This window comes from Acinetobacter sp. ANC 3903, from assembly GCF_002135315.1.
Taxonomy (GTDB): domain Bacteria; phylum Pseudomonadota; class Gammaproteobacteria; order Pseudomonadales; family Moraxellaceae; genus Acinetobacter.
This window is the reverse complement of record NZ_NEGA01000008.1, coordinates 150,478-172,128: the sequence shown is the minus strand read 5'-3', so window position 1 is coordinate 172,128 and position 21,651 is coordinate 150,478. Positions and strand designations below refer to the sequence as shown.

The following is a 21,651-nucleotide window of genomic DNA, read 5'->3' as shown; positions in this document are numbered from 1 at the left end:
GAATTTAGAGAGCTTCAAAAGCTTTAACCATTTCTGCAATGCTGAGACGTTGCCTATCTTGCTCGCGAATTGCATAAGGTGTGTTTACAACAAGTTCAAGCTGTTTTGCCAAGGCAGAAAGGTCATTTAAAGGCACTAATCCTTGGAGTAGTTCACCTGATGACAGCTGAAATTCCACACCTTCACAACAATTATAGGCGACTACAGGTGTGCCCAATATTAATGCTTCTGGAATAATCAGCGGTGAACCTTCTGTTCTGGAAGATAAAATTAAACTACGGCTTTGTTGAATAAATTGATTGGGCTGGTTTTGCCAACCTAAAAAATCAACGCGATTTTCAAGCTTTAACGCTTGGACTAAAAGCTTTAATTCTTCCAGCATCGGGCCATCGCCCACAATCGCCATGCGGCCCTTCAGATTGGCTTGTGCAAATGCACGTAGCGCAACATCCGGTTGTTTCTCTTCAGACAAGCGCCCTACAAAAATGCTGTCCCATTTTTTTTCAATGGCAGTGTGTGAATCGATATTTTGAGTTAAACGTTCAACATCAATTCCATTATGAATTACTTTAACTGTGACATTTTTGACATGTTTATTCAGTAAATCGGCAATGTCCTGATTAACCACGACCAGTTGTTTGCCCTGAAAAAGAAAGTTACATGCACGCTTACATTGGATAAATTTTTTCAGTGCTTCTAGATGTTTAAAGAAGCCTAGGTTTTTCTTCATGACTAAGCCTAAAGAATCACCATGGACCCAGTACCAAACATTGCCAGATAAAATAGGCGATAGCCAAAAGGCATGTGAATGTCCAGCAATAATCGTATCCGGATTCAGATTAGTTATGATCTGCTTTAGTTCATTTTGCTGATCTAGGCTGACACGTTTAAGCTTATTTTTTTTAATACTACCTTGTAAAAACTCAGGGGTGATGTTGAATTTAATAACATCCAGATCAGCGGGGTAGTGAGTGCGAATATGGGTTCCGTCTAACAGTAAAACTGTAACTTGATGACCATTATTTTTTAACCCCACCGCAGTATCAATACAAATCTGTTCTGCGCCGCCGCCATACAGGTGATCCTGAATAAAAAGGTATTTTTTCATGATTTTAGTCCTGCTTATGCTGGGAATTTAATGTTTGTAAAACATTTTTATTTTCAGCAATAAATGCAGACAAGCGAATAATTTTCTTAAATAAGAATAATGAGATAATACGGGAAAAAACATCATTTTTAATTTTTCGGTAGTTCTTTTTAAAGCGGTTTGGCTTTTTCATGAAAATTTGGCGATCTGGAGCAATGTTACTTTGCATATCATCATTATGTTCAAAACAATAATAAAATGGCGCAGTGGTTGAGCCCTTGAGTAGGTAAGTCCAGTCATCTAAATAAGATAATTTTTTAATTTGCTTTTCAATGAATTTTTGCGCCGTTGCAGGTGTAATGGAATAAGCAAACGCACCTGTATATAAGTCTTTGGGACCAGACATATTGAAATACAAACCATCTTCACTGCTATAGCCGCGGATTCTGCGACGTGAAGGTTCAGTATGACCACTTAAAAATGCAAATTCTGGATTGGTCTGAATAAGTGATTTCAACTTTTCATTGATGTGATTAAGGTTCACCATCACATCATCTTCAAGAATGATGACACGGTCATAGGCAGCATAATCGCCTTGAGAAAGTCTTTGCCAAATTTTCATATGGCTTAAGTAGCATCCAAACTCACTTGGACCTAAAGCGTGTTCACACTGACCTGCAAATTTGCGGCTTAAATCCAGAAAAACAATATATTCAGGCGGCAGTTTTTTACCATAGACCGCATCAAAAAACTGAAAATCTACTTGAATATCGGGAGTTGCTTGTTTTAAGGCCGTAATCTGTTGAGTAATATTTTGTTGTCTTTCAATGCTATCTTTAAGAGTGATGCATAAAATTAAGATTTTTGCCATATTGATATTCAAATATAAATTGTTGCTAGCGCTATTCTATATTTTTTAGTCGTTAAATTAAACCAATAATAAAATATATAACATATTGATTTTATTTGTTGATTTTATTGAGTAAGTCTTGAGAAGAACAAGGTTTTATTTGGCGGAAGTATTTCGCTTGAGTAGAGTCAATAATGAAAATTAACAGGATTATTCGTATAAAAAAATTATAAAAAGTAATAAAATGACCAGCCAAACTTCACAAATTTATGATGATCATAAAGTGTCAGGATGAGAAACGAATGAAATATTTAATTACTGGCGGAGCAGGTTTTATTGGCTCAGCAGTTATTCGCTATATTATCAATCATACTCAAGATGAAGTTTTAAATATTGATAAACTCACTTATGCAGGCAATTTAGAATCTTTAATAGAAGTAGAAAATAATACGCGCTATTCATTTCAACAAATCGACATTTGCGATACAGCCGCATTAGAACAAGCCGTTGCAGGCTTTCAGCCAGATATCGTTATGCATTTGGCGGCAGAATCACATGTAGACCGTTCAATTGATGGTCCTGCTGCATTTATTCAAACCAATATTGTGGGTACCTATACCTTACTGGAAGTGATACGCAAATATTGGATGGCTTTAAATTCGGACAAAAAAGCAGATTTCCGTTTTCATCATATTTCAACAGATGAAGTTTATGGAGACTTGGAAGGAACAACCGATCTATTCACAGAAACCACACCTTACGCGCCAAGTTCTCCATATTCTGCGAGCAAGGCAAGCTCTGATCATCTGGTTCGTGCCTGGTACCGAACCTATGGTTTACCTACAATTGTGACCAATTGCTCGAATAATTATGGTCCTTACCATTTCCCGGAAAAACTGATTCCACTGGTTATTTTGAATGCCCTGGAAGGTAAAGCATTGCCTGTTTATGGCAATGGTCAGCAAATTCGGGATTGGCTCTATGTGGAAGACCATGCTCGAGCTTTGTATTGTGTGGCATCCCAAGGAAAAGTAGGCGAAACCTATAACATTGGCGGTCATAACGAAAAGCAGAATATTGAAGTGGTGAAAACCATTTGTGCATTGCTGGATGAGTTAAGGCCACGAGCAGATCAAACTGCTTATGCATCTTTAATTACCTATGTAACGGATCGTCCCGGGCATGATTTACGTTACGCGATTGATGCTGCAAAAATTGCCAAGGAGCTCAACTGGAAGCCACAAGAAACCTTTGAAACAGGTATCCGTAAAACAGTTGAATGGTATTTAAATAATTTACAGTGGTGCCGTCGAGTTCAGGATGGTAGCTATCAACGTGAAAGATTAGGTGTGCAATCATAATGACTACAACTACAAAAGGAATTATTCTCGCTGGCGGTTCAGGTACGCGCTTATATCCAATTACCAAGGGTGTATCGAAACAGCTCCTGCCAATCTATGATAAACCCATGGTTTATTATCCACTATCCGTCTTGATGTTGGCCGGGATCCAGGATGTATTAATTATTACCACACCTGAAGATAAAGAAAGCTTTGAACGCCTACTGGGGGATGGTTCACAATTTGGTATTCGTCTGCAATATGCAGTTCAGCCAAGCCCGGATGGTTTGGCACAAGCATTTATTATTGGTGAAGATTTTATTGGCGACAGCAATGTTTGTTTGGTGCTTGGCGATAATATTTTCTATGGTCAAGGCTTTACGCCAATGTTGAGACAGGCGGTTGCACGTGGTCAAGGGGCAACAGTCTTTGGTTATCAGGTGAAAGATCCTGAGCGTTTTGGTGTGGTTGAGTTTGATGAACAGCGACGTGCCGTATCTCTAGAAGAGAAGCCGAAGCATCCGAAATCTAATTTTGCCGTAACGGGGCTATATTTTTATGACAACGATGTCATTCAGATTGCCAAGCAGGTAAAACCTTCAGACCGGGGTGAGCTGGAAATTACCACAGTGAACCAGATGTATTTAGAGCGTGGCGATTTAAATGTTGAATTGCTGGGACGTGGTTTTGCCTGGCTGGATACCGGTACGCATAGCAGTTTGCTTGAAGCCGCTCAATTTGTAGAAACATTGGAAAAACGCCAAGGTTATAAAGTGGCATGTTTGGAAGAAATTGCATTTAATCAGGGCTGGCTAAGCAAAGAACAGGTTTTAGAAATTGGCCAAAGCATGAGTAAAAATGATTATGGTCAGTACTTAATTTCGTTGGTGCATGAAAGTTTATGAGTTTTGTGAAGTTAATTGATCTACCAGATTTAAGCGATGAAAGAGGTGGAATGGTTGCATTAGAATCGATGCAATCAATCCCATTTGAACTGAAGCGCGTTTATTATATTTTTCAGAATACGCAAAATGCTCCCCGTGGGTTCCATGCGCATAAAAATTTAAAACAAATGGCCATATGTTTGCATGGGCAATGCCGATTCGTTTTAGATAATGGTCATCATAAGGAAGAAATTATTCTATCCTCTCCTAAGAAGGGCTTATTAATTGAAAGCCTGAAGTGGCGAGAAATGCATGATTTCTCAGATGATTGTGTGTTGATGGTCCTAGCAAGCGAGTATTATGATGAATCTGATTATATTCGTGATTATGATGACTTTTTAAAGGCCACTAAAAATGGAATTTAAACACTTAACAGCTAAAACGATCCATTTTCGATTAGTCGAAGAATCTGACGCTGAGTTTATTTGTGATTTACGTAATAATCCTGAGTTAAATAAACATATATCTCAGTCAACAGCGCTTGTAAATGAACAAGCAGAATGGATAAAAAAATATAAAGATAGAGAGCTTAACTTAAAGGAATTTTATTTCATTATTGAAAGAAATGACAATAATGAAAGAATTGGGACTGTGCGCTTATATGATTTTAAAGATCATCCCAAATCATTTTGTTGGGGGAGCTGGATTTTAAATTCGAGTAAAACGCGTTATGCAGCTATTGAGAGTGCATTATTGATTTATAAAATTGCCTTTGAAGAACTTGAATTTGAACAGTCACATTTTAATGTCAGAAAGGAGAATATGGGTGTCCATAATTTCCATATGAGATTAGGTGCAAAACATGTTTCGGGCAATGATTTAGATAATTTTTATATTTACCCCGCTTCAGCATATTATGACATTCTGAATGAATATGAGAAGTTCTTAGGATAAATTGTGAATAATTTAAATATCACACAGATTCAAGTTGGCGATCAGGCAAAAGTTGAAAAGAGTTTTTCTGCTGAGCACGTTTTTCTGTTTTCGCAATTATCGGGTGATATTAACCCTGTTCATTTAGATGAAGAATATGCCCAGAACACGATGTTTGGTAAGCGGATTGTACATGGTGCTTTATTAAACAGCATGTTTTCAATGCTGTTTGCAAATGAACTTCCGGGTCCTGGCTGCATTTACTTAAAATCTGAAAGTAAATTTCTCAAACCTGTATATTTAGATGAAGTTGTCCTTTTTCAGATTGAAGTCATCGACATTTTTATTGATAAAAAACGGGTGGTTTTGAAAACCAAGGCGACTGTTCAAGACAAGTTGTGTATTGTTGGTACAGCTGAACTTTATATTCCAAATGAATGAAAAAAATGATTAATTTTTTAGATTTGAAAGCGCTAAATTTAAAATATAAAGCAGAACTTATCGATGCTTGTACTCGGGTGATTGATTCTGGCTGGTACATTGGGGGTCAAGAACTGGAAAAATTTGAACAAAATTTTGCAAACTATTGCGGTACACAGTTTGCCATTGGAGTTGCCAACGGTTTAGATGCCCTGATTTTGACATTCCGTGCATGGAAAGAGTTGGGTAAATTCCAAGATGGCGATGAGGTGATTGTTCCTGCAAATACTTATATTGCAAGTATATTGGCAATCACGGCAAATAATTTAACGCCAGTGTTAGTTGAACCTGATGAGCAAAGTCTAAATATTTCAGTAGATGCCATTCGATCAGCAATTACCGAGAAAACCAAAGTAATTTTAGCTGTGCATTTATATGGTCAGTTGGCTGATATGCCAAAAATTATGCAAATTGCACAACAGCATAATTTGTTGGTACTTGAAGATTCTGCACAAGCACATGGTGCGCAAATTAATGGAAAAAAAGCAGGGAACTGGGGCAATGCTTCAGGGTTCAGTTTTTATCCAGGAAAAAATCTAGGTGCCTTAGGGGATGCTGGTGCCATTACCACCAATGATGCCGAGCTTGCACAAACATTACAGGCTTTGCGTAACTATGGGTCACATGAAAAATATAAAAATTTATTTGTGGGAGTAAATAGCCGTCTTGATGAAATTCAAGCCGCCATGCTGGATGTAAAGCTGAAATATCTAGATGAAGAAGTAGTAAAACGTCGACAAATTGCTGCGTTGTATTTAAGCCAAATCCAAAACCCATTTATGACTTTACCTTTAACCGGGGTAGACGCTCAGCAATATGAGCAGCATGTATGGCACTTGTTTGTGATTCAGTCTGAGTATCGTAATGAGTTGCAGAATTATTTAAAAGAAAATGGTGTACAGACTTTAATTCATTATCCTATTCCGCCGCATAAGCAGCAGGCTTATAAAGAATGGAATAACTTAAGTTTCCCTATAACTGAACGCATCCATGCACAAGTTTTAAGTTTGCCGATGGGGCCAACTCAAACTTTGGAAGAAACTCACAAGGTGATTGATCTATGTAATGCTTTTGCACCTAAAGGGAGAGCTTAAATGCAGCCTTTAGTTTCAATAGTGATCCCTTGCTATAATCATGAAAATTATATTGAAGATAGCATTCAAAGTATTATTGATCAGACTTATCCAAGCATTGAATTAATTATTATTGATGATGGTTCTAAGGATCAATCTGTTGAAAAAATTCAAGCCATGCTACCTGCCTGTAAACAGCGTTTTGAGCATGTGTATTTCAATACACGCCCAAATAAAGGCTTGTGTGCAACTTTGAATGAAGCTTTAGCCTTATGTAAGGGTAAATATGTTAGTTTGATTGCCTCTGATGACATGATGCTGGCGCATAAAACACAGCTGCAAGTCGATTATTTAGAACAGCATCCAGAAGTAACAGGTGTTTTTGCCGGGATTGAACTGATTGATTCTAATAATCAGGTTGTAGATCAAAGAGTATCTACACCTACTGAATATAGCTTTGATGATATTTTATTAAATCTGCATGACTTACCCACTTTAACTCAAATGTTTCATTTAAAAGATATTATGGATGTTGGAGGATATGACGAAAGCATTAAAGTGGAAGATTGGTATATGTTGCTCAAGTTAACCCAGCAACAAAAAATCTTAAAATATATCCCCGAAGTGGTTTGTCAGTACCGAATTCATGATGAGAGTTTTTCACAGAATGGATTACAAATGGCGGAGGAAATGATGAAAGTCATTCAGCCATATCGTCAAGAAAAAAGTTTTTTGGATGCTGAATTAAAGATTAACCGTTCAATCTTAAAGTATCATTATAAGAAAAAAGGTGCTTTTTTTTATTATCCGGTTAAATATGCAGTGTATTTAAAATACTGGTTCAATAAAATATTTGCTTAAATTTAAGGCTGCCTATAACGGGCATAGCCATATTCCCTATTGGGGGTATTTTTGTGGCTATGCCGGATGTCCTTGGTTAGATGATTTGATTATTCCTTATCCGGATTACCCTTCAATACCATATAAATCAAGCCAACAAAAATAAGTAAGGCTCCACCTAAACTACTCACACAAAAATAAAGAATGCGTTCATTGGTATCCATGTTAAATAAGCCATTGGCCAAAATGTAACGCATGAAAAGCCATTGTGCGATAGAGAACACAATCAACATGATGCCACGATTACGAACAGCAGGACGCATAGCCATAGCTTGCTTAACTCAATAATGGAAAAACAGGGCTATTATGCCATTAGCAACCATCAATCTCAATTCATTCCATTTGAGTGTTCTGCTGACCTAATTCAAGATGTGAAGGGAAATCTATGTTAAACGCTATAGGGGTTAACGTTTCCATAACAATTTCTAAAACGTTTATAAGACCAAATATACTGCTCTGGCATTTTTGTAATCATGCGTTCCATTTCCTGGTTTAAGCATTCCACACTTTTTTGCAGATCTTTTGATAAAATCTCATTTGATAGTGGAACACATTGAACAGTAAAACTGGAAGTATCAGGATTTCTTATACAGCTTAAACCAATTACATTACACTGAGTTTTATATGCCAATTTAGAAACAATGGTGGTGGATAAGGTATTTTGCTGAAAAAAATGAGCATAAATTCCTCCCGAAGGTTTAGGTAAATGATCGGGAAGAATGACGGTAAGGCCACCCTGCTTTAAGTGTTTGAAGATAGCACGTACACCAGTTTCATCGGCTGGCACCAATACTGCATTGGTCTTTTGACGCGATTCTAAAATATAGCGGTTAATGCCTTTTATCTTATTCGGCTTATACATAATCATTGGCTGAGTATGAGTGCAGAGCCAGGCATTTAAGAGCTCCCAGTTACCAAAATGTGGCACAACGACAATAACGCCTTTTTGATTGCTCAACGCTTCTTTCAAATAATTTGCACCATGAATTTTATTTAAAAGTTTTAAACTGTATTGAGGCGACATACCCCAGCATTTAATGCATTCTACATAGCTTAAGCATTGGCTTCGAATACTGCCATGCAGCAGTTTTGATCTTTGTGCCGCTGTCAATTCTGGATAAGCAAGCTTTAAATTAATACAAGTTATGCGTTTAAAGGATGAATTTCTTATACACAGTAACCATGCTGCAAAGCAGGCCAGATTTTGCAAAATGCGTAAAGGTAGCAAGGCTAAAACTTTTAGAATGAAATACATGATTTGTTAGAATAGACTCTTAAAATATGAGGTTGGATTAGAATTTTGGCAAGAGTCTAAAAATCTAAGATAGAACTGATCAAAAAAGAAGAGAGTCTTAACAACAAAATATAAGCAATTAAATTAATGTAATATTGTACACATGGGGTCAATTGTTAAACAGGATAGCATATAGCATTTAAGAGACTATTATCAAAAATCATCAAAATTTTAATCATTGTTTATTCTATTTTTGAAGCAATAAAAAACCCTGCATAAAGCAGGGTTTTTTATTGCTAGTTAAAGAAGAATTAAGCTTCTGCTTTAGTTTCAGCTTTAGGTTTTTCGCGTAAACGAATACCCAAATCACGCAATTGGTTACCTTCAACTGGAGCAGGTGCTTGAGTTAATGGACATTCAGCAGTCTTGGTTTTCGGGAATGCAATCACGTCACGGATTGAAGATGAACCCGTCATCAACATTACAAGACGGTCAAGACCGAATGCCAAACCACCGTGCGGAGGCGCACCGAATTTCAATGCATTCAACAAGAAGCTGAATTTCTCTTCAGCTTCTTCTTCACCAATGCCTAAAGCTTCAAAGATGGCTTTTTGCATTTCAAGGTTGAAGATACGAAGTGAACCACCACCAATTTCAGTACCATTCAATACCATGTCGTAAGCAACAGAAAGCGCAGCACCTGGGTTGTTCTTCACTTCTTCAACGCTTGATTTAGGCAGCGTGAATGGGTGATGAACAGAAGTCCATTTGCCATCATCAGTTTCTTCGAACATAGGGAAGTCAACAACCCAAAGTGGAGCCCACTCGCAAGTCGCCAATTTCATGTCATGACCGACTTTGATACGTAAAGCACCCATTGCATCATTTACAACTTTTGCTTTGTCCGCACCAAAGAATACGATATCGCCATTTTCAGCACCAACACGTTTCAACAAATCAAGCACGATTGGCTCGATGAATTTAACGATTGGAGATTGAAGACCTTCGATACCTTTTTCAAGTTCGTTGACTTTAATGTAAGCCAAGCCTTTCGCACCGTAGATCCCCACGAATTTAGTATATTCGTCGATTTGGCTACGTGGAAGCGCGCCAGCACCTGGTACGCGAAGCGCAACAATACGACCTTTAGGGTCTTTAGCAGGGCCTGCGAATACTTTGAACTCAACGTCTTGCATCATGTCTGCAACGTCAACAAGTTTCAAAGGAATACGCATATCTGGTTTGTCAGATGCATAGTCACGCATTGCATCTGCATAAGTCATACGTGGGAATTTGTCGAATTCAACGTTTAGAAGTTCTTTGAACATCTTAACTGTTAAACGTTCCATTAAATCCATGATGTCATCGTCACTCATGAACGATGTTTCAACGTCGATTTGGGTGAATTCAGGCTGACGGTCAGCACGTAAGTCTTCATCACGGAAACATTTAGCGATTTGGTAGTAACGATCGATACCGCCCACCATCAACAACTGTTTGAACAATTGTGGAGATTGTGGAAGTGCGTAGAAGCTACCGTTAGAAACACGACTTGGAACTAAATAGTCACGTGCACCTTCAGGTGTCGCACGGGTCAAGATCGGAGTTTCAACGTCTAAGAAACCATTTTCTTCGAAGTAGTTACGAATAAGGTTGGTTAATTTAGAACGGAAACGTAGGCGATCTAACATTTCTGGACGACGGATGTCCAAGAAACGGTACTTTAAACGTACTTCTTCAGAAATATTTGTATTTTCGTCATTCAATGGGAATGGCGGAGTTTCAGAAGCAGCAAGAACTTCGATTTCTTTACCAAGAACTTCGATTTGACCGCTAGTGATATTCGAGTTTTCAGTACCTGCATAACGACGACGTACACGGCCTGTAATTTTTAATACGAATTCTGAACGTGATTTGTCCGCAGTTGCGAATGCTTCAGGAGTATCTGGATCGATAACCACTTGAACTAGACCGTCACGGTCGCGCATGTCAAGGAAAATTACACCACCGTGGTCACGGCGACGGTGTACCCAACCGCATAATGTAACGGTTTGGTCAATTTGAGATTCGGTTAAAGAACCGCAGTAATGAGTTCGCATCATAGCGTTAGAAATCCAACTATATGGGTTAAGGAAAGCACATACGTAAACAGCGTACTGCTTTTATTCGAATGTTGAATTATGCCTCTTTGCAGCATAGGCCACAAGAACTACTACCAAAAACACCATGATTTTGACTTGGGAGCGATTAAAGTATCAGTTCGAGAATTATCCCAGGCGATGATCTCTGTCAAAAAATAAAAATAGAATGCAGCCTAATGTGAATGTAATTAACGCAGTTTGGCTAAATTCATTGATGGATCGACCAGTAAAATAATAGAGATCTGATTGCCAAACTTCTGATGGAATATACCGTGCATAATCCCAAACTGAAATATTGCCCATTATCAAAGAGAGGCTGACTAAACCGATTGCAAAGGTTTTAATCTTAGGGCTGATTTTAAAATGTTGCTGATACTTCTGATAATAGTGCAGACTCATCCAAGCTAAAAATGGCAAAGCCAAGGCAGATGTCCCGATTTGTAATACCCGATGCATCGGGTAGGTCTGTCCGAGTAAATTGACCGATTGTGCTAAAAAATCCCGAAAGACAAACGTACGAAAATCAATATGCGTCAGTCCGTCCCAAATCAGATGTGTCGCTGTACCGATGATTAATGCAACACAAACAGTGATGATAAATTTAATCACTGATCCAAAACCATGTAGATTTAAATCGTGTTGAATACCTACAAAACGATACATCGCAGGGCGATAAATCCCATACCACAAGGCGCAAAATCCGAGTCCAATCCATAAGTTGGGATGAATCAGAGACGTCCAAAGGTGTGTCACATTGGATTGTTCTTGGGTAAATAAACGATAGAGGTCTGGCACCATACAACCAATCGCAAGCGCTGCAACGGGAAGCATATGTCCAGTAAGTTTGGAAATAGGAGGGGCAAGTACCGCGTGAGATAAGGTAAAAGGCATCTAAAATTATTTAAGAATCAATCGTTATGGAATAAAACTTGAAATAGTTTAACTCAAGCATCAGAAATGAAATGTTTTTTATTGCAAAAAAAATGAAATGTTATAATATAACACAATTCAAAAATTGCAGCTTTGAGCCAGTTCCATGTTTTTCCATAAGAATTTAATTACCCTGTCTATTTTTGCCGTCATCGCACCTGCTGTTTTTGCCGATGAAAGCCCTCAAAGCCAACAATTAGAAACAATCAAATTGCAGGCACATCCTTTAGTCCAGACGGCGGCAGATTTTGCAGTGGCCGACCAGGTAGTTGATCACAAAAAGCTTGCTGAAGGCGGCACGACCATTGGTGATGCTTTGGCTGGTGAGCTTGGGGTATCTTCGAACCAATATGGTTCAGGTTCAAGCCGTCCGGTGATTCGCGGACAGGATGGCGCGCGGGTCAAAATCTTGCAACATGCCTCTGAAACAGCAGATGTATCCACACTTTCACCAGACCATGCAGTAACGGTTGATCCTATTTTAGCGAAACAGGTCGAGATTATTCGTGGACCATCAACTTTACTCTATAGCGCAGGGACAGTGGGTGGACTGGTTAATGTGACAGATAATAAGATTCCCACCCAAATACCGGAAAAGGGTTATGAAGGACAGCTGGGCTTACGTTATAACAGTGGTAGTGATGAAAAACTGGCCAGTGCAGGGGCGACCGTTGCTTTAACTGATCAAGTGGCATTACGTGTTGAAGGGTCAAAACGGGATGCCAACAGTTATATTGCGCCAGATTATGTTCATGAGGGTGAAAAAGAACGTCGTGTAGGCAATACCTTTGCTGAAGGCGAGACAGTCAATATTGGATTGTCCTGGATTCATGACCGAGGCTTTAGCGGGATTTCATATAGCAACCGTCAGGACCAGTATGGCTTGCCGGGCCATAGCCATGAATATGAAGATTGTGCGGTATCAGGGAATTCATTAATTGGTTGTGGCCAGCAGCTAGGACATACGCATGAGGAAGAACATGCTGCTGGACCGTGGGTCGATCTAAAAACAGAGCGCTATGATTTTCGCACTGAATTAAGTGATCCTTTTGCCGGTTTTCAAAAACTTCGTGCTCATGCCAGCTATACCGACTACAAGCATGATGAAATTGAAGAAGACAATATTGCCACGACTTTCAAGAGCCAAGGCTATGATGCACGTTTAGAGCTGCTGCATCATCCTATTGCCAACTGGGAAGGGGTAATCGGTGGGCAGTATAATCAGCAAAAGCTTGATATTGATGGTGAAGAAGCTTTACTGGATCCGACCAAAACCCAAAAGTGGAGTCTGTTTGCCTTAGAGCATAAACAGTTTGATGATGTACATGTTGAACTTGGCGCACGTCTAGATCAGCAAAAAATTGAGATTGATTCCAATAAAAAAGATTTTGATGATTATGGTTTTTCTTACTCGGGCGCCGTGAACTGGGAATTTGCACCGAGCTATAAATTGTCTCTGGTCGGCTCTCATCAAGAGCGTCTGCCTTTGGCGCAAGAGCTGTATGCCAATGGCAAACATTTCGCGACCAACACTTATGAACGTGGTAATGAAAATTTAAGTGCAGAAAAATCCAATAATCTGGAGCTGGGTCTGCATTATGAGCAAGATAAGTTTGATTACCATGTGCACGTTTATCACAACTGGTTTGATAACTATATTTATGCAGATACTACAGCATCTTATAAAGATTTCCGTCTGGTGGATTACACCCAGGACAAGGCCAAGTTCTATGGCGCTGAAGCAGAAGCTTCTTATGCCTTAACCGACACTTATAAACTGGGTGTATTTGGCGATTATGTACGTGGCAAAATTGAGGGAGAAAATGCACCGCGTGTTCCGGCAGGCCGCCTCGGTACAAAAGTAGATGCAAGTTTTGATGATCACTGGTCAGGTTTGGCTGAGTATTACCATGTTTTTAATCAGGACAAGATTGCCAGCTATGAGTCTGAAACAGATGGCTATAACATGCTGAATGTAGGACTGTCTTATGCCGGTCAATTGAAAGATCGCAATGATTACCGTATCTATTTCAAAGCCAATAACCTGCTGGATGAACAGGTTTATTCACATGCATCGTTCCTGTCCAATATTCCGCAAGTGGGGCGTAACTTTACCGTTGGTTTGGAATTTGGATTTTAGGCAAAAGTTATCATGGATCAGTTGATTCAAGCGGGTATCACAGAAATCCTCTTGAAAAATCAAGCAATAAAACCTAGTCTGATGGCATTGGACTAGGTTTTTTGTTATGCGTATTTTTCAACGAATTCATCAGCAATTGAATTGGTCACGCCGTCGTTATGTCAGTGTGATTGTCGGTTTGCTGGCTTTGGGTTATCTCTCATCGGCCATTTATCATACCTATAAACCATTGCCTGAAGGCCTGGATTTTACCGGTAAGTTGCGGCATGCCGAGGTGAAGTTTATTGCAGACCAAACCTATCTGGATGCGAGTGGAAAACAGCAGCAAGATCATCATATTTTTAATGAAATGTTAAAGATGATTGATGAGGCACAAAGTACGATTGTACTGGACATGTTTTTATTCAATAGCGAAGTCGGGGAATCCACACTAACCCACCGGGCACTGGCGCAACAACTCACCGATGCCTTGATTTTAAAACGCGGTGTGCAGCCAAATATTGAAATTAAGGTGATTACTGACCCGATTAATTCTGTCTATGGTGGTATTGCACCCAAGCATTATCGTCAGTTGCGTAATGCAGGTATTGACGTGATTGAAACGGATTTAAGACCGCTACGTGCATCCAATCCATTGTGGTCTGGTTTCTGGTATATCTGTTGTCAGGATGCCGGCAATAATCCTGAAAAAGGCTGGTTAAGCAATCCGTTTGGGAAGGAAAAAATTACCCTGCGCAGTTATTTTAATCTGTTTAATTTTAGGGCCAATCACCGTAAAACCCTGGTGGTGGATACGGCTCAGGGCTGGAAAGCTTTGGTGACTTCAGCCAATCCGCATGATGGCAGTTCACGTCATTCCAATGTTGCCTTGCTGGTAACGGGCAATACAGCCATTGATGTATTGAAGACCGAGCAGGCTGTGGGCCGGATGTCCAAAGGCGACATTCCGATGGTGATTGTAGGTGAATTTGAAGCTGAAAAATCTTTGCCGCAAGTTCAGGTGCTGACAGAAAAAGCTATTTATGATGAAACGATTAAATTGATTGAAACCGCCAAACCCAAAGAGCAGATTGATCTGGCGATGTTCTACTTGTCAGAACGGTATATTGTTAAAGCCTTGATTGCTGCACATGAACGTGGGGTTAAAGTCCGAGTACTGATGGATCCGAATAAGGATGCGTTTGGGCGGAAAAAAAATGGCATTCCCAACCGGCAAGTCGCCTCTGAATTGAATGATGTGGGTGTGCCTGTACGTTGGTGCAATACCCAAGGTGAACAATGCCATAGCAAGATGATTATTAAATCAAATGCTCAGCAGTCTGAACTGATTTTGGGTTCAGCCAATTTTACGGCACGGAACATCAAAAACTATAATCTGGAAACCAATTTACGCGTGGTTGGTTCATCACAAGCGCCAGTGTTTAGCGATGCTCAAAGCTATTTTGATACGGCCTGGTCGAATCTGAATGGTAAAAATATGAGTGTCGATTACGGTCAATATGCAGATGAATCGAAACTGAAATATCTGATTTACCGTTTTATGGAGTGGAGCGGATTGTCTACCTTCTAATACTCCTCCCTTTTTTAAAGGGAGGTCAGGAGGGATTCAAGCACTTTCTTAATTCTTAGGTTCAGGATTCGGTGGAACGAGTTTATCCAAATCGGCATCTTTCATTTTATCCAGTTCTTTTAAATCCGTTTTAATTTTCCACTGGTTTTCATCTTCAACCGGCTGAGGTAAACGTGCTTCTAACCAGTCACAAACGACATCGGGTGGAAAATCTGGATGGTTGCATTGAATCACCCAAGCCAAAAATTCTTTGGCTTCACCATTCATATAAGGTGGCGGAGATACAGGTAAAAACTGTGTCGGTAAACGTTCATTCTTGGAAATGTAATTCAATACATGACCCAGTTCCTGTACGGTTTGCCATGCCAGAGGATGTTCAACATTGATTTGAAATTTAAACCACCATGCATGTTGACCATCTGAACCATAAGCATTAATTAAAGATTCTTGAATACTTGGAACCTTGCAAAAGAATTGATGTAGGCGGTCAAAACTTAAATCAGACACTTTGTTTGATCCCATAATAAAAAACAGTATTTTAGCATATTCATAATTTGAGCCGAGATGTGTCTGAGGAGAAAATCAGCGAAATATTTAATTTACAAAACTTTGCATTTGCTGTTTTTTTATTCATTTTTTATCCTAAACTAGGGATTAAAATAAGTTTTATATCGTATGTTTGGTGGCTCTTATGAAATTAGCAGTTCTTTGTGCTTTGAGTGGCATGGTGCTCTTGGGAGCTTCTGCAACAACGCAGGCGGAAAATCGCTGGTCAAATTATCGCGGGGTAGATACCACTCGCTACCAACCTCGTCCTTATTATCCGCAAAATCATTATCCACAAAACAGTTATACTCAAAATAACTATCCTCATCAGCAGCAACATTATCCACAGCACTATCCGAATGATCCGCAGCATCCACCGCATCATCAGAATTATCCGACCATTCAGAATGGCATCAGTATTCAATATCAGGCACCAACCACCATTACACAAAATTCTCAAAGCTATAGCTGGGTGAATGGTGATCCGAGAACAGCCCGCATTGAAAGTTCAACCACGACCTTTATCAGTGATTGGCAACGTTTGGGTTTGCCTGCACCACCGAATGGCACTTATTGGATTTTTGAAAATGGGCGTTATATGTTAGTGCCGAATCGTTAAAGATTCATTTTTAATTATTAAATCTCCCCAAACCCCTCTTTAAAAAAGAGGGGCTTTAATATGTTAAGCCAGCTCGTCATCTTGTGGTCGTGGGGTCTTACCTTCAGGCAGAGGGTTTTCTGAATGTTTGTCACGAATCACGGAAGGAAAAGTCCAGGAAGCATATCGGACAACTAGAATCGCAAAAGCTAAAATCAGGATTGAACCGGTAATAATGATCAAATCCATATCCGCCTTATGGTCGTGTTGGATATCTGAGATCAATAAGCGAGTGAGTGCTGTAATGGCGATATAAATCAGAAAGCGAACCGGCATGTGGTTGGTCTTAAAATAGATTCCGACCATTGCACCCAGTTCTAGATAAATAAACAATAAGAGAATGTCATCAATCGTGGCGAATTGATTGACCGCCAAAATTTCAAATACGGTATGTCCGGCAGACCAGATCACCATACAGCCAATAATAAATAGCGCAATATAGTGAAAGCCTTCTACTGCGATATTGCCAAAACGGTCGAGGAGGGCTTCTATCTTTTCTACTTTAGAATCACGGTTTGTCATCTCTACCTCCTATACTTATCAATTGATATTTCATTAAATAACAAGCAAATTTCATGCACATATCAACCGCTAAACAAAAAAACATAATTTTTTTTGTATTTTTTTTATGCGAAATTCATGTAATGTAGAGAGTGTTGTTTTAAATCTTAGGGAAAAAGAAAATGATAGAAAAAATTCAAACAAAAATTAATGAATTGCAAGCCGGAAAAAAACTCATATTGGGTTCAGGGATTGAAATTAGCCATATGCAAAATATTGTCGATCTATGTGAATCATTGGCGACTACAGGTGTGATTAAAATTGTAAAGATTAATCATCCAGAGCAAAGCGGTAAAAAAACCGCAGATTCAATTATTATTGAAAAAGTTTAAGTCCTTCTGGGACCATAAAAAACGCCTGCAATTGCAGGCGTTTTTTTATCGCTTATTTTTGTTCAGGATTAAGCTTGGCTAGTAAAGTAGTCTTCAGAGAAGTTCATGACCACTTCAGCACCTGCTTTGATTTTCGCAATGCGTACTGCAAGTTCAGGCAAAACGCGTTGTACGAAGTAAAGTGCAAGTGAAACTTTATTGCTGTAGAAATCACCTTCTTTTGCACTTGCAGCTTTTGCAATTTTCGCAAACATATAAGAGAAGCTGAGCAAGCCGACTGCATGTAGATAGTCAACTGCTGCCGCATTCGAGAAGTCGATATTCTCTTTGCTGGCTTCTAGAATATATTGCGTTACCGATTGAATTTCTGCTGCTGCATCTAAAGTGGCATCTTTGATGAAGTTTAGCTCAGCATCAAGGTCGTTGGCAAAGTCACGGATTTCTTGAATATATTCTTCAATAAATGCGCCGCCACATTTAATGGTTTTACGACCGATTAAATCCTGAGACTGAACGCCGTTGGTACCTTCATAAATCTGTGAGATACGCAGGTCACGGATACACTGTTCCATACCCCATTCACGAATGAAGCCATGACCACCAAATACCATTTGCGCGTCTAAAGTTGCGTTAAATGCTGTGTCAGTCAGGTAGGCTTTAGCGATTGGCGTTAACAGGGCAACGCGGTCATTGGCTTTCTTTACTGCTTCTGCATCGGTCGAGAATTTGGTGATGTCGAGCTGTTGACCTACATATACTGCAAAGGCACGAGATGCTTCGTTGTTGGCACGTGCATTAAGCAACATGCGACGTACATCGCCATGGACAAGAATGCTGTCAGCAGGTTTTTCTGGAGATTTTACACCTGCTGCACTGCGGCCTTGTAGGCGGTCAGTCGCGTACTGTGCTGCGTTCTGGTAAGCAAATTCAGATGCACCTAGGCCTTGAATACCCATAGACAGACGTTCGTAGTTCATCATTACGAACATGGCTGCCAAGCCTTCATTTTCTTTGCCAACCAGGTAGCCTTTGGCGCCGTCAAAGTTCATCACGCAAGTTGCAGATGCCTTGATCCCCATCTTGTGTTCAATCGAACCCGGGCCTGCTGAATTGCGCTCACCCAAAGAACCATCAGCATTCACAATGAATTTCGGCACAATGAATAGTGAAATACCACGTGAACCGGCAGGTGCATCCGGAGTTTTTGCCAATACCAAGTGAATGATGTTTTCAGCTAGGTCGTGGTCACCGCCAGTAATAAAGATTTTGGTACCAGTAATGTTGTAAGTACCGTCTTCGTTACGTTCAGCTTTGGTTTTAATAATCCCTAGGTCAGTCCCTGCATGTGGCTCGGTTAAGCACATGGTGCCTGACCATTCCCCAGAATAGATTTTAGGAAGATAGGTTTCTTTTTGTTCTTGAGATGCATAGCTGTTCAATGCCATACCAGCACCGACTGAAAGAAGCGGGTAGAGCATGAATGAGGGGTTAGTAGCGAACAGCATTTCATCAGACAGTACAGTCAGCATTTTAGGCATTTCCTGACCGCCCCATTCCGCATCAGCACCTAAGCCAATCCAGCCACCTTCAGCATATTGCTTGAATGCTTGTTTAAAGCCTGCCGGGGTAGTCACATTGCCATTTTCAATTTTAGCGCCTTCTTCATCACCTGTACGGTTCAATGGAAGGGTCACGTTTTGCGCAAATTTCGCCATTTCCTCAAGAATAGCTTCCGCAGTCGCAGCATCAATATGAGCAAGGTTTTCATTGGCTTGCCAGAATTGTTCTGCATTAAAAACATCATTAAGGATGAATTTCATATCCGCAAGAGGTGCATTATAGATTGGCATAGTGAGTCACCTGTTTATTGTTTGAGTCAGTTTGGTTTAATCAGTCTAATAGATGAAAATTCATGTTGTTAGATGACTAAAGGTTAATTTTTTGTTGATTTGATAAAGAAAAAGGACTGCCAAAACCATGACCGTCCTTTTTCTCACATCAGTTTAAAATGTCATGCACTTAGAATGCGAAGTGTTCAGCATCTAAAGACAACAATGGCTCTACACCACCTGCGATCACGTCAACGTGTGAGCGAACGCGTGGAAGAATTTTCTTGAAGTAGAAACGGGCAGTGGTCACTTTCGCGTTGTAGAAATCTACATCAGTTGTGCCAGCCGCTAATGTTTCTTGAGCAACAAGTGCCATACGAGCCCATAAATAAGCAAGCGTTACATAACCCGAGAAGTACAGGTAATCCACCGCAGCTGCACCAACTTCATCCGGATTTTGCATTGCACGCACACCAATCTGCATGGTCAAATCACCCCACTCTTTGTTAAGAGCAGCAAGCGGTTCAACAAATTCTTTCATTGCAGCATTGTCTTTGTTTGCTTCAGCAAATTTATGGATGATCTTGGTGAAGTCTTTCAACATTGCACCTTGAGTACCCAAAACTTTACGGCCTAATAAATCCAGTGCCTGGATTTCAGTAGTACCTTCGTACAAGCAGGCAATACGGGTATCACGAACAATTTGTTCCATGCCGTGTTCAGAGATGAAACCATGACCACCGAACACTTGAACCCCGTGTTTTGCAGATTCAGAACCAGTTTCAGTCAAGAAGGCTTTGGCAATTGGAGTCAATAAAGACAGCATGTTGTCTGCAGCTTTACGTTCTTCTTCAGTTGTACCGTGTTCAACTACATCAGCGTATTGAGCCAATAAGTACACCAGTGCACGACCAGCTTCTGCATATGACTTTTGAGTTAAAAGCATATTACGTACAGCAGGGTGAACAATAATCGGATCAGCTTCTTTTTCTGGCGCTTTAACACCTGAAAGTGAACGCATTGCCAAACGGTCTTTGGCATAGGCAAGTGCACCCTGGAAAGATGCTTCAGAAGCTGAAAGGCCTTGTACAGCAGTACCGATACGTGCAGTGTTCATGAAAGTGAACATGCAGTTCAGACCACGGTTTTCAGGGCCAATCAGGAAGCCTTTTGCGTTATCAAAGTTGATGACACAGGTTGCGTTACCGTGAATACCCATTTTGTGTTCAATTGAACCACAACGTACAGCATTGCGTTCGCCCACTGAACCATCTTCGTTCAGGTTGAACTTAGGCACAATGAATAGTGAAATCCCTTTAGTACCTTTAGGGGCACCAGGCAGACGAGCAAGTACGATGTGAACAATGTTCTCAGCCATGTCGTGTTCACCAGCAGAGATAAAGATTTTCTCGCCAGAGATTGCATAGCTACCGTCAGCATTTGGTTCAGCTTTGGTACGGATGATACCCAAGTCAGAACCTGCATGAGATTCAGTCAAGCACATGGTACCTGTCCAAACACCTGAAACCAGATTTGGCAGGTAAGCATCTTTTTGTTCTTGAGAACCGTGGTGTTCTAAAGTACGGACTGCACCGTGAGAAAGACCAGGGTACATGCCCCACGCCCAGTTTGCAGTACCGACCATTTCAGAAATAGTGATACCTAAAGAGTTAGGCAAGCCTTGACCGCCATATTGCTCTTCAGCAGAAAGAGAAGGAAAACCAAGTTCGATATATTTTTGGTACGCTTCTTTAAAACCAGTCGGAGTTGTAACAACGCCGTCGTTCCAAGTACAACCTTCACGGTCGCCCACTTGGTTAAGAGGAGAAAGTTCGTTTTCACAGAAGTCTGCAGCAGCTTCCAGATATTGGTCAACCAACTCACGGCTTACGCTTTCCTGGAATGCAGGTAATTTTCCGTAATGTTCTTCTGCATTTAAAAGTTCATGCAGAACGAATTGCATATCACGTAAGGGCGCTTTGTATTGTGGCATATCGTTTTCCTCAATACTGGTTTGTACCAGCGTTAATAATTCTAAATAAACATTGGAACGTATCTTCAATGACACGTATTTCTATGGCTCAATCGTGCAACATCTTCTTGGTTGGTACAAGCTTTAGGGACTTTTTCTTGGTGACTGTAAAGTCAAAGATTTCTTACTTG

The 21,651-nt window shown here is 40.1% G+C and carries 21 protein-coding genes; 11 read left to right on the top strand and 10 right to left on the bottom strand.

What is annotated here, in order from left to right; genetic code table 11:
* Positions 1–4: 4 nt before the first annotated feature.
* On the bottom strand, positions 5–1,108 hold the full coding sequence (locus tag B9T29_RS08365) for a glycosyltransferase (protein ID WP_086175476.1): 1,104 nt from the start codon (positions 1,106–1,108) through the stop codon (positions 5–7).
* Between the two features lie 4 nt (positions 1,109–1,112).
* Positions 1,113–1,958, bottom strand: coding sequence for a glycosyltransferase family 25 protein (locus B9T29_RS08360; RefSeq protein WP_086175475.1), 846 nt, complete (start codon positions 1,956–1,958; stop codon positions 1,113–1,115).
* Between the two features lie 281 nt (positions 1,959–2,239).
* Here B9T29_RS08360 and rfbB point away from each other — a divergent pair, with 281 nt between their 5' ends.
* From rfbB to B9T29_RS08325, 7 genes are read left to right on the top strand one after another with little or no spacing between them, the layout of a single operon-like run.
* On the top strand, positions 2,240–3,298 hold the full coding sequence (rfbB, locus tag B9T29_RS08355; protein WP_086175474.1) for a dTDP-glucose 4,6-dehydratase: 1,059 nt from the start codon (positions 2,240–2,242) through the stop codon (positions 3,296–3,298).
* Positions 3,298–4,182, top strand: coding sequence for a glucose-1-phosphate thymidylyltransferase RfbA (gene rfbA / locus B9T29_RS08350; protein ID WP_086175473.1), 885 nt, complete (start codon positions 3,298–3,300; stop codon positions 4,180–4,182). Before rfbB ends, rfbA begins: the two co-directional genes overlap by 1 nt.
* On the top strand, positions 4,179–4,586 hold the full coding sequence (locus tag B9T29_RS08345; protein WP_086175472.1) for a sugar 3,4-ketoisomerase: 408 nt from the start codon (positions 4,179–4,181) through the stop codon (positions 4,584–4,586). Before rfbA ends, B9T29_RS08345 begins: the two co-directional genes overlap by 4 nt.
* The gene (locus B9T29_RS08340) at positions 4,576–5,115 is read left to right on the top strand and encodes a GNAT family N-acetyltransferase (RefSeq protein WP_086175471.1); all 540 of its coding nucleotides are present in this window, start codon (positions 4,576–4,578) and stop codon (positions 5,113–5,115) included. The genes B9T29_RS08345 and B9T29_RS08340 overlap by 11 nt, the downstream gene beginning before the upstream one ends.
* Before the next feature lie 3 nt (positions 5,116–5,118).
* Positions 5,119–5,535 carry a MaoC family dehydratase gene (locus tag B9T29_RS08335; protein WP_086175470.1) on the top strand — a complete coding sequence of 139 codons (417 nt, stop codon included), beginning with the start codon at positions 5,119–5,121 and terminating at the stop codon, positions 5,533–5,535.
* A gap of 5 nt (positions 5,536–5,540) precedes the next feature.
* A complete protein-coding gene (locus B9T29_RS08330) occupies positions 5,541–6,668 on the top strand; it encodes a DegT/DnrJ/EryC1/StrS family aminotransferase (protein ID WP_086175495.1) in 1,128 nt (375 codons plus the stop codon).
* Positions 6,669–7,508: a glycosyltransferase gene (locus B9T29_RS08325; protein ID WP_086175469.1), complete on the top strand. Its 840-nt coding sequence runs from the start codon at positions 6,669–6,671 to the stop codon at positions 7,506–7,508.
* 89 nt (positions 7,509–7,597) lie between these two features.
* Here the strand turns inward: B9T29_RS08325 and B9T29_RS08320 are convergent, their stop codons facing one another.
* From B9T29_RS08320 to B9T29_RS08305, 4 genes are all read right to left on the bottom strand, one after another.
* On the bottom strand, positions 7,598–7,816 hold the full coding sequence (locus B9T29_RS08320; RefSeq protein ID WP_086175468.1) for a hypothetical protein: 219 nt from the start codon (positions 7,814–7,816) through the stop codon (positions 7,598–7,600).
* A 119-nt stretch (positions 7,817–7,935) separates the two neighbouring features.
* Positions 7,936–8,802 (bottom strand): lysophospholipid acyltransferase family protein, encoded by an 867-nt coding sequence (locus tag B9T29_RS08315; protein ID WP_086175467.1) that lies wholly within the window; start codon positions 8,800–8,802, stop codon positions 7,936–7,938.
* A gap of 290 nt (positions 8,803–9,092) precedes the next feature.
* A complete protein-coding gene (gene aspS, locus B9T29_RS08310) occupies positions 9,093–10,883 on the bottom strand; it encodes an aspartate--tRNA ligase (protein WP_086175466.1) in 1,791 nt (596 codons plus the stop codon).
* Between the two features lie 165 nt (positions 10,884–11,048).
* Positions 11,049–11,813: a DUF4184 family protein gene (locus tag B9T29_RS08305; RefSeq protein ID WP_086175465.1), complete on the bottom strand. Its 765-nt coding sequence runs from the start codon at positions 11,811–11,813 to the stop codon at positions 11,049–11,051.
* A gap of 145 nt (positions 11,814–11,958) precedes the next feature.
* Here B9T29_RS08305 and znuD point away from each other — a divergent pair, with 145 nt between their 5' ends.
* Positions 11,959–13,992 carry a zinc piracy TonB-dependent receptor ZnuD gene (gene znuD / locus B9T29_RS08300; RefSeq protein ID WP_086175464.1) on the top strand — a complete coding sequence of 678 codons (2,034 nt, stop codon included), beginning with the start codon at positions 11,959–11,961 and terminating at the stop codon, positions 13,990–13,992.
* A gap of 106 nt (positions 13,993–14,098) precedes the next feature.
* Complete coding sequence (locus B9T29_RS08295; RefSeq protein ID WP_086175463.1) at positions 14,099–15,562, top strand: phospholipase D family protein; 1,464 nt, start codon at positions 14,099–14,101, stop codon at positions 15,560–15,562.
* A 48-nt stretch (positions 15,563–15,610) separates the two neighbouring features.
* On the opposite strand, the gene B9T29_RS08290 is transcribed toward B9T29_RS08295, so the two are convergent.
* The gene (locus B9T29_RS08290; protein ID WP_086175494.1) at positions 15,611–16,069 is read right to left on the bottom strand and encodes a hypothetical protein; all 459 of its coding nucleotides are present in this window, start codon (positions 16,067–16,069) and stop codon (positions 15,611–15,613) included.
* A gap of 184 nt (positions 16,070–16,253) precedes the next feature.
* Between B9T29_RS08290 and B9T29_RS08285 the strand changes: the two genes are divergently transcribed.
* A complete protein-coding gene (locus tag B9T29_RS08285) occupies positions 16,254–16,727 on the top strand; it encodes an RcnB family protein (RefSeq protein WP_086175462.1) in 474 nt (157 codons plus the stop codon).
* Positions 16,728–16,790: 63 nt separating this feature from the next.
* On the opposite strand, the gene B9T29_RS08280 is transcribed toward B9T29_RS08285, so the two are convergent.
* On the bottom strand, positions 16,791–17,288 hold the full coding sequence (locus B9T29_RS08280) for a phosphate-starvation-inducible protein PsiE (protein ID WP_086175461.1): 498 nt from the start codon (positions 17,286–17,288) through the stop codon (positions 16,791–16,793).
* A 161-nt stretch (positions 17,289–17,449) separates the two neighbouring features.
* On the opposite strand from B9T29_RS08280, the gene B9T29_RS08275 reads away from it, so the two are divergent.
* Positions 17,450–17,659: a hypothetical protein gene (locus B9T29_RS08275; RefSeq protein ID WP_086175460.1), complete on the top strand. Its 210-nt coding sequence runs from the start codon at positions 17,450–17,452 to the stop codon at positions 17,657–17,659.
* A 68-nt stretch (positions 17,660–17,727) separates the two neighbouring features.
* On the opposite strand, the gene B9T29_RS08270 is transcribed toward B9T29_RS08275, so the two are convergent.
* Positions 17,728–19,509 (bottom strand): acyl-CoA dehydrogenase C-terminal domain-containing protein, encoded by a 1,782-nt coding sequence (locus B9T29_RS08270; RefSeq protein ID WP_086175459.1) that lies wholly within the window; start codon positions 19,507–19,509, stop codon positions 17,728–17,730.
* 169 nt (positions 19,510–19,678) lie between these two features.
* The gene (locus tag B9T29_RS08265; protein WP_086175493.1) at positions 19,679–21,481 is read right to left on the bottom strand and encodes an acyl-CoA dehydrogenase C-terminal domain-containing protein; all 1,803 of its coding nucleotides are present in this window, start codon (positions 21,479–21,481) and stop codon (positions 19,679–19,681) included.
* Positions 21,482–21,651: the final 170 nt, after the last annotated feature.

What these genes read in the sequence shown, in the direction of transcription:
- B9T29_RS08365 (WP_086175476.1), bottom strand. Translation starts at nt 1,108, where the DNA reads ATGAAAAAATACCTTTTTATTCAGGATCACCTGTATGGCGGCGGCGCA.
- B9T29_RS08360 (WP_086175475.1), bottom strand. Translation starts at nt 1,958, where the DNA reads ATGGCAAAAATCTTAATTTTATGCATCACTCTTAAAGATAGCATTGAA.
- rfbB (WP_086175474.1), top strand. Translation starts at nt 2,240, where the DNA reads ATGAAATATTTAATTACTGGCGGAGCAGGTTTTATTGGCTCAGCAGTT.
- rfbA (WP_086175473.1), top strand. Translation starts at nt 3,298, where the DNA reads ATGACTACAACTACAAAAGGAATTATTCTCGCTGGCGGTTCAGGTACG.
- B9T29_RS08345 (WP_086175472.1), top strand. Translation starts at nt 4,179, where the DNA reads ATGAGTTTTGTGAAGTTAATTGATCTACCAGATTTAAGCGATGAAAGA.
- B9T29_RS08340 (WP_086175471.1), top strand. Translation starts at nt 4,576, where the DNA reads ATGGAATTTAAACACTTAACAGCTAAAACGATCCATTTTCGATTAGTC.
- B9T29_RS08330 (WP_086175495.1), top strand. Translation starts at nt 5,541, where the DNA reads ATGATTAATTTTTTAGATTTGAAAGCGCTAAATTTAAAATATAAAGCA.
- B9T29_RS08325 (WP_086175469.1), top strand. Translation starts at nt 6,669, where the DNA reads ATGCAGCCTTTAGTTTCAATAGTGATCCCTTGCTATAATCATGAAAAT.
- B9T29_RS08320 (WP_086175468.1), bottom strand. Translation starts at nt 7,816, where the DNA reads ATGGCTATGCGTCCTGCTGTTCGTAATCGTGGCATCATGTTGATTGTG.
- B9T29_RS08315 (WP_086175467.1), bottom strand. Translation starts at nt 8,802, where the DNA reads ATGTATTTCATTCTAAAAGTTTTAGCCTTGCTACCTTTACGCATTTTG.
- aspS (WP_086175466.1), bottom strand. Translation starts at nt 10,883, where the DNA reads ATGATGCGAACTCATTACTGCGGTTCTTTAACCGAATCTCAAATTGAC.
- B9T29_RS08305 (WP_086175465.1), bottom strand. Translation starts at nt 11,813, where the DNA reads ATGCCTTTTACCTTATCTCACGCGGTACTTGCCCCTCCTATTTCCAAA.
- znuD (WP_086175464.1), top strand. Translation starts at nt 11,959, where the DNA reads ATGTTTTTCCATAAGAATTTAATTACCCTGTCTATTTTTGCCGTCATC.
- B9T29_RS08295 (WP_086175463.1), top strand. Translation starts at nt 14,099, where the DNA reads ATGCGTATTTTTCAACGAATTCATCAGCAATTGAATTGGTCACGCCGT.
- B9T29_RS08285 (WP_086175462.1), top strand. Translation starts at nt 16,254, where the DNA reads ATGAAATTAGCAGTTCTTTGTGCTTTGAGTGGCATGGTGCTCTTGGGA.
- B9T29_RS08280 (WP_086175461.1), bottom strand. Translation starts at nt 17,288, where the DNA reads ATGACAAACCGTGATTCTAAAGTAGAAAAGATAGAAGCCCTCCTCGAC.
- B9T29_RS08275 (WP_086175460.1), top strand. Translation starts at nt 17,450, where the DNA reads ATGATAGAAAAAATTCAAACAAAAATTAATGAATTGCAAGCCGGAAAA.
- B9T29_RS08270 (WP_086175459.1), bottom strand. Translation starts at nt 19,509, where the DNA reads ATGCCAATCTATAATGCACCTCTTGCGGATATGAAATTCATCCTTAAT.
- B9T29_RS08265 (WP_086175493.1), bottom strand. Translation starts at nt 21,481, where the DNA reads ATGCCACAATACAAAGCGCCCTTACGTGATATGCAATTCGTTCTGCAT.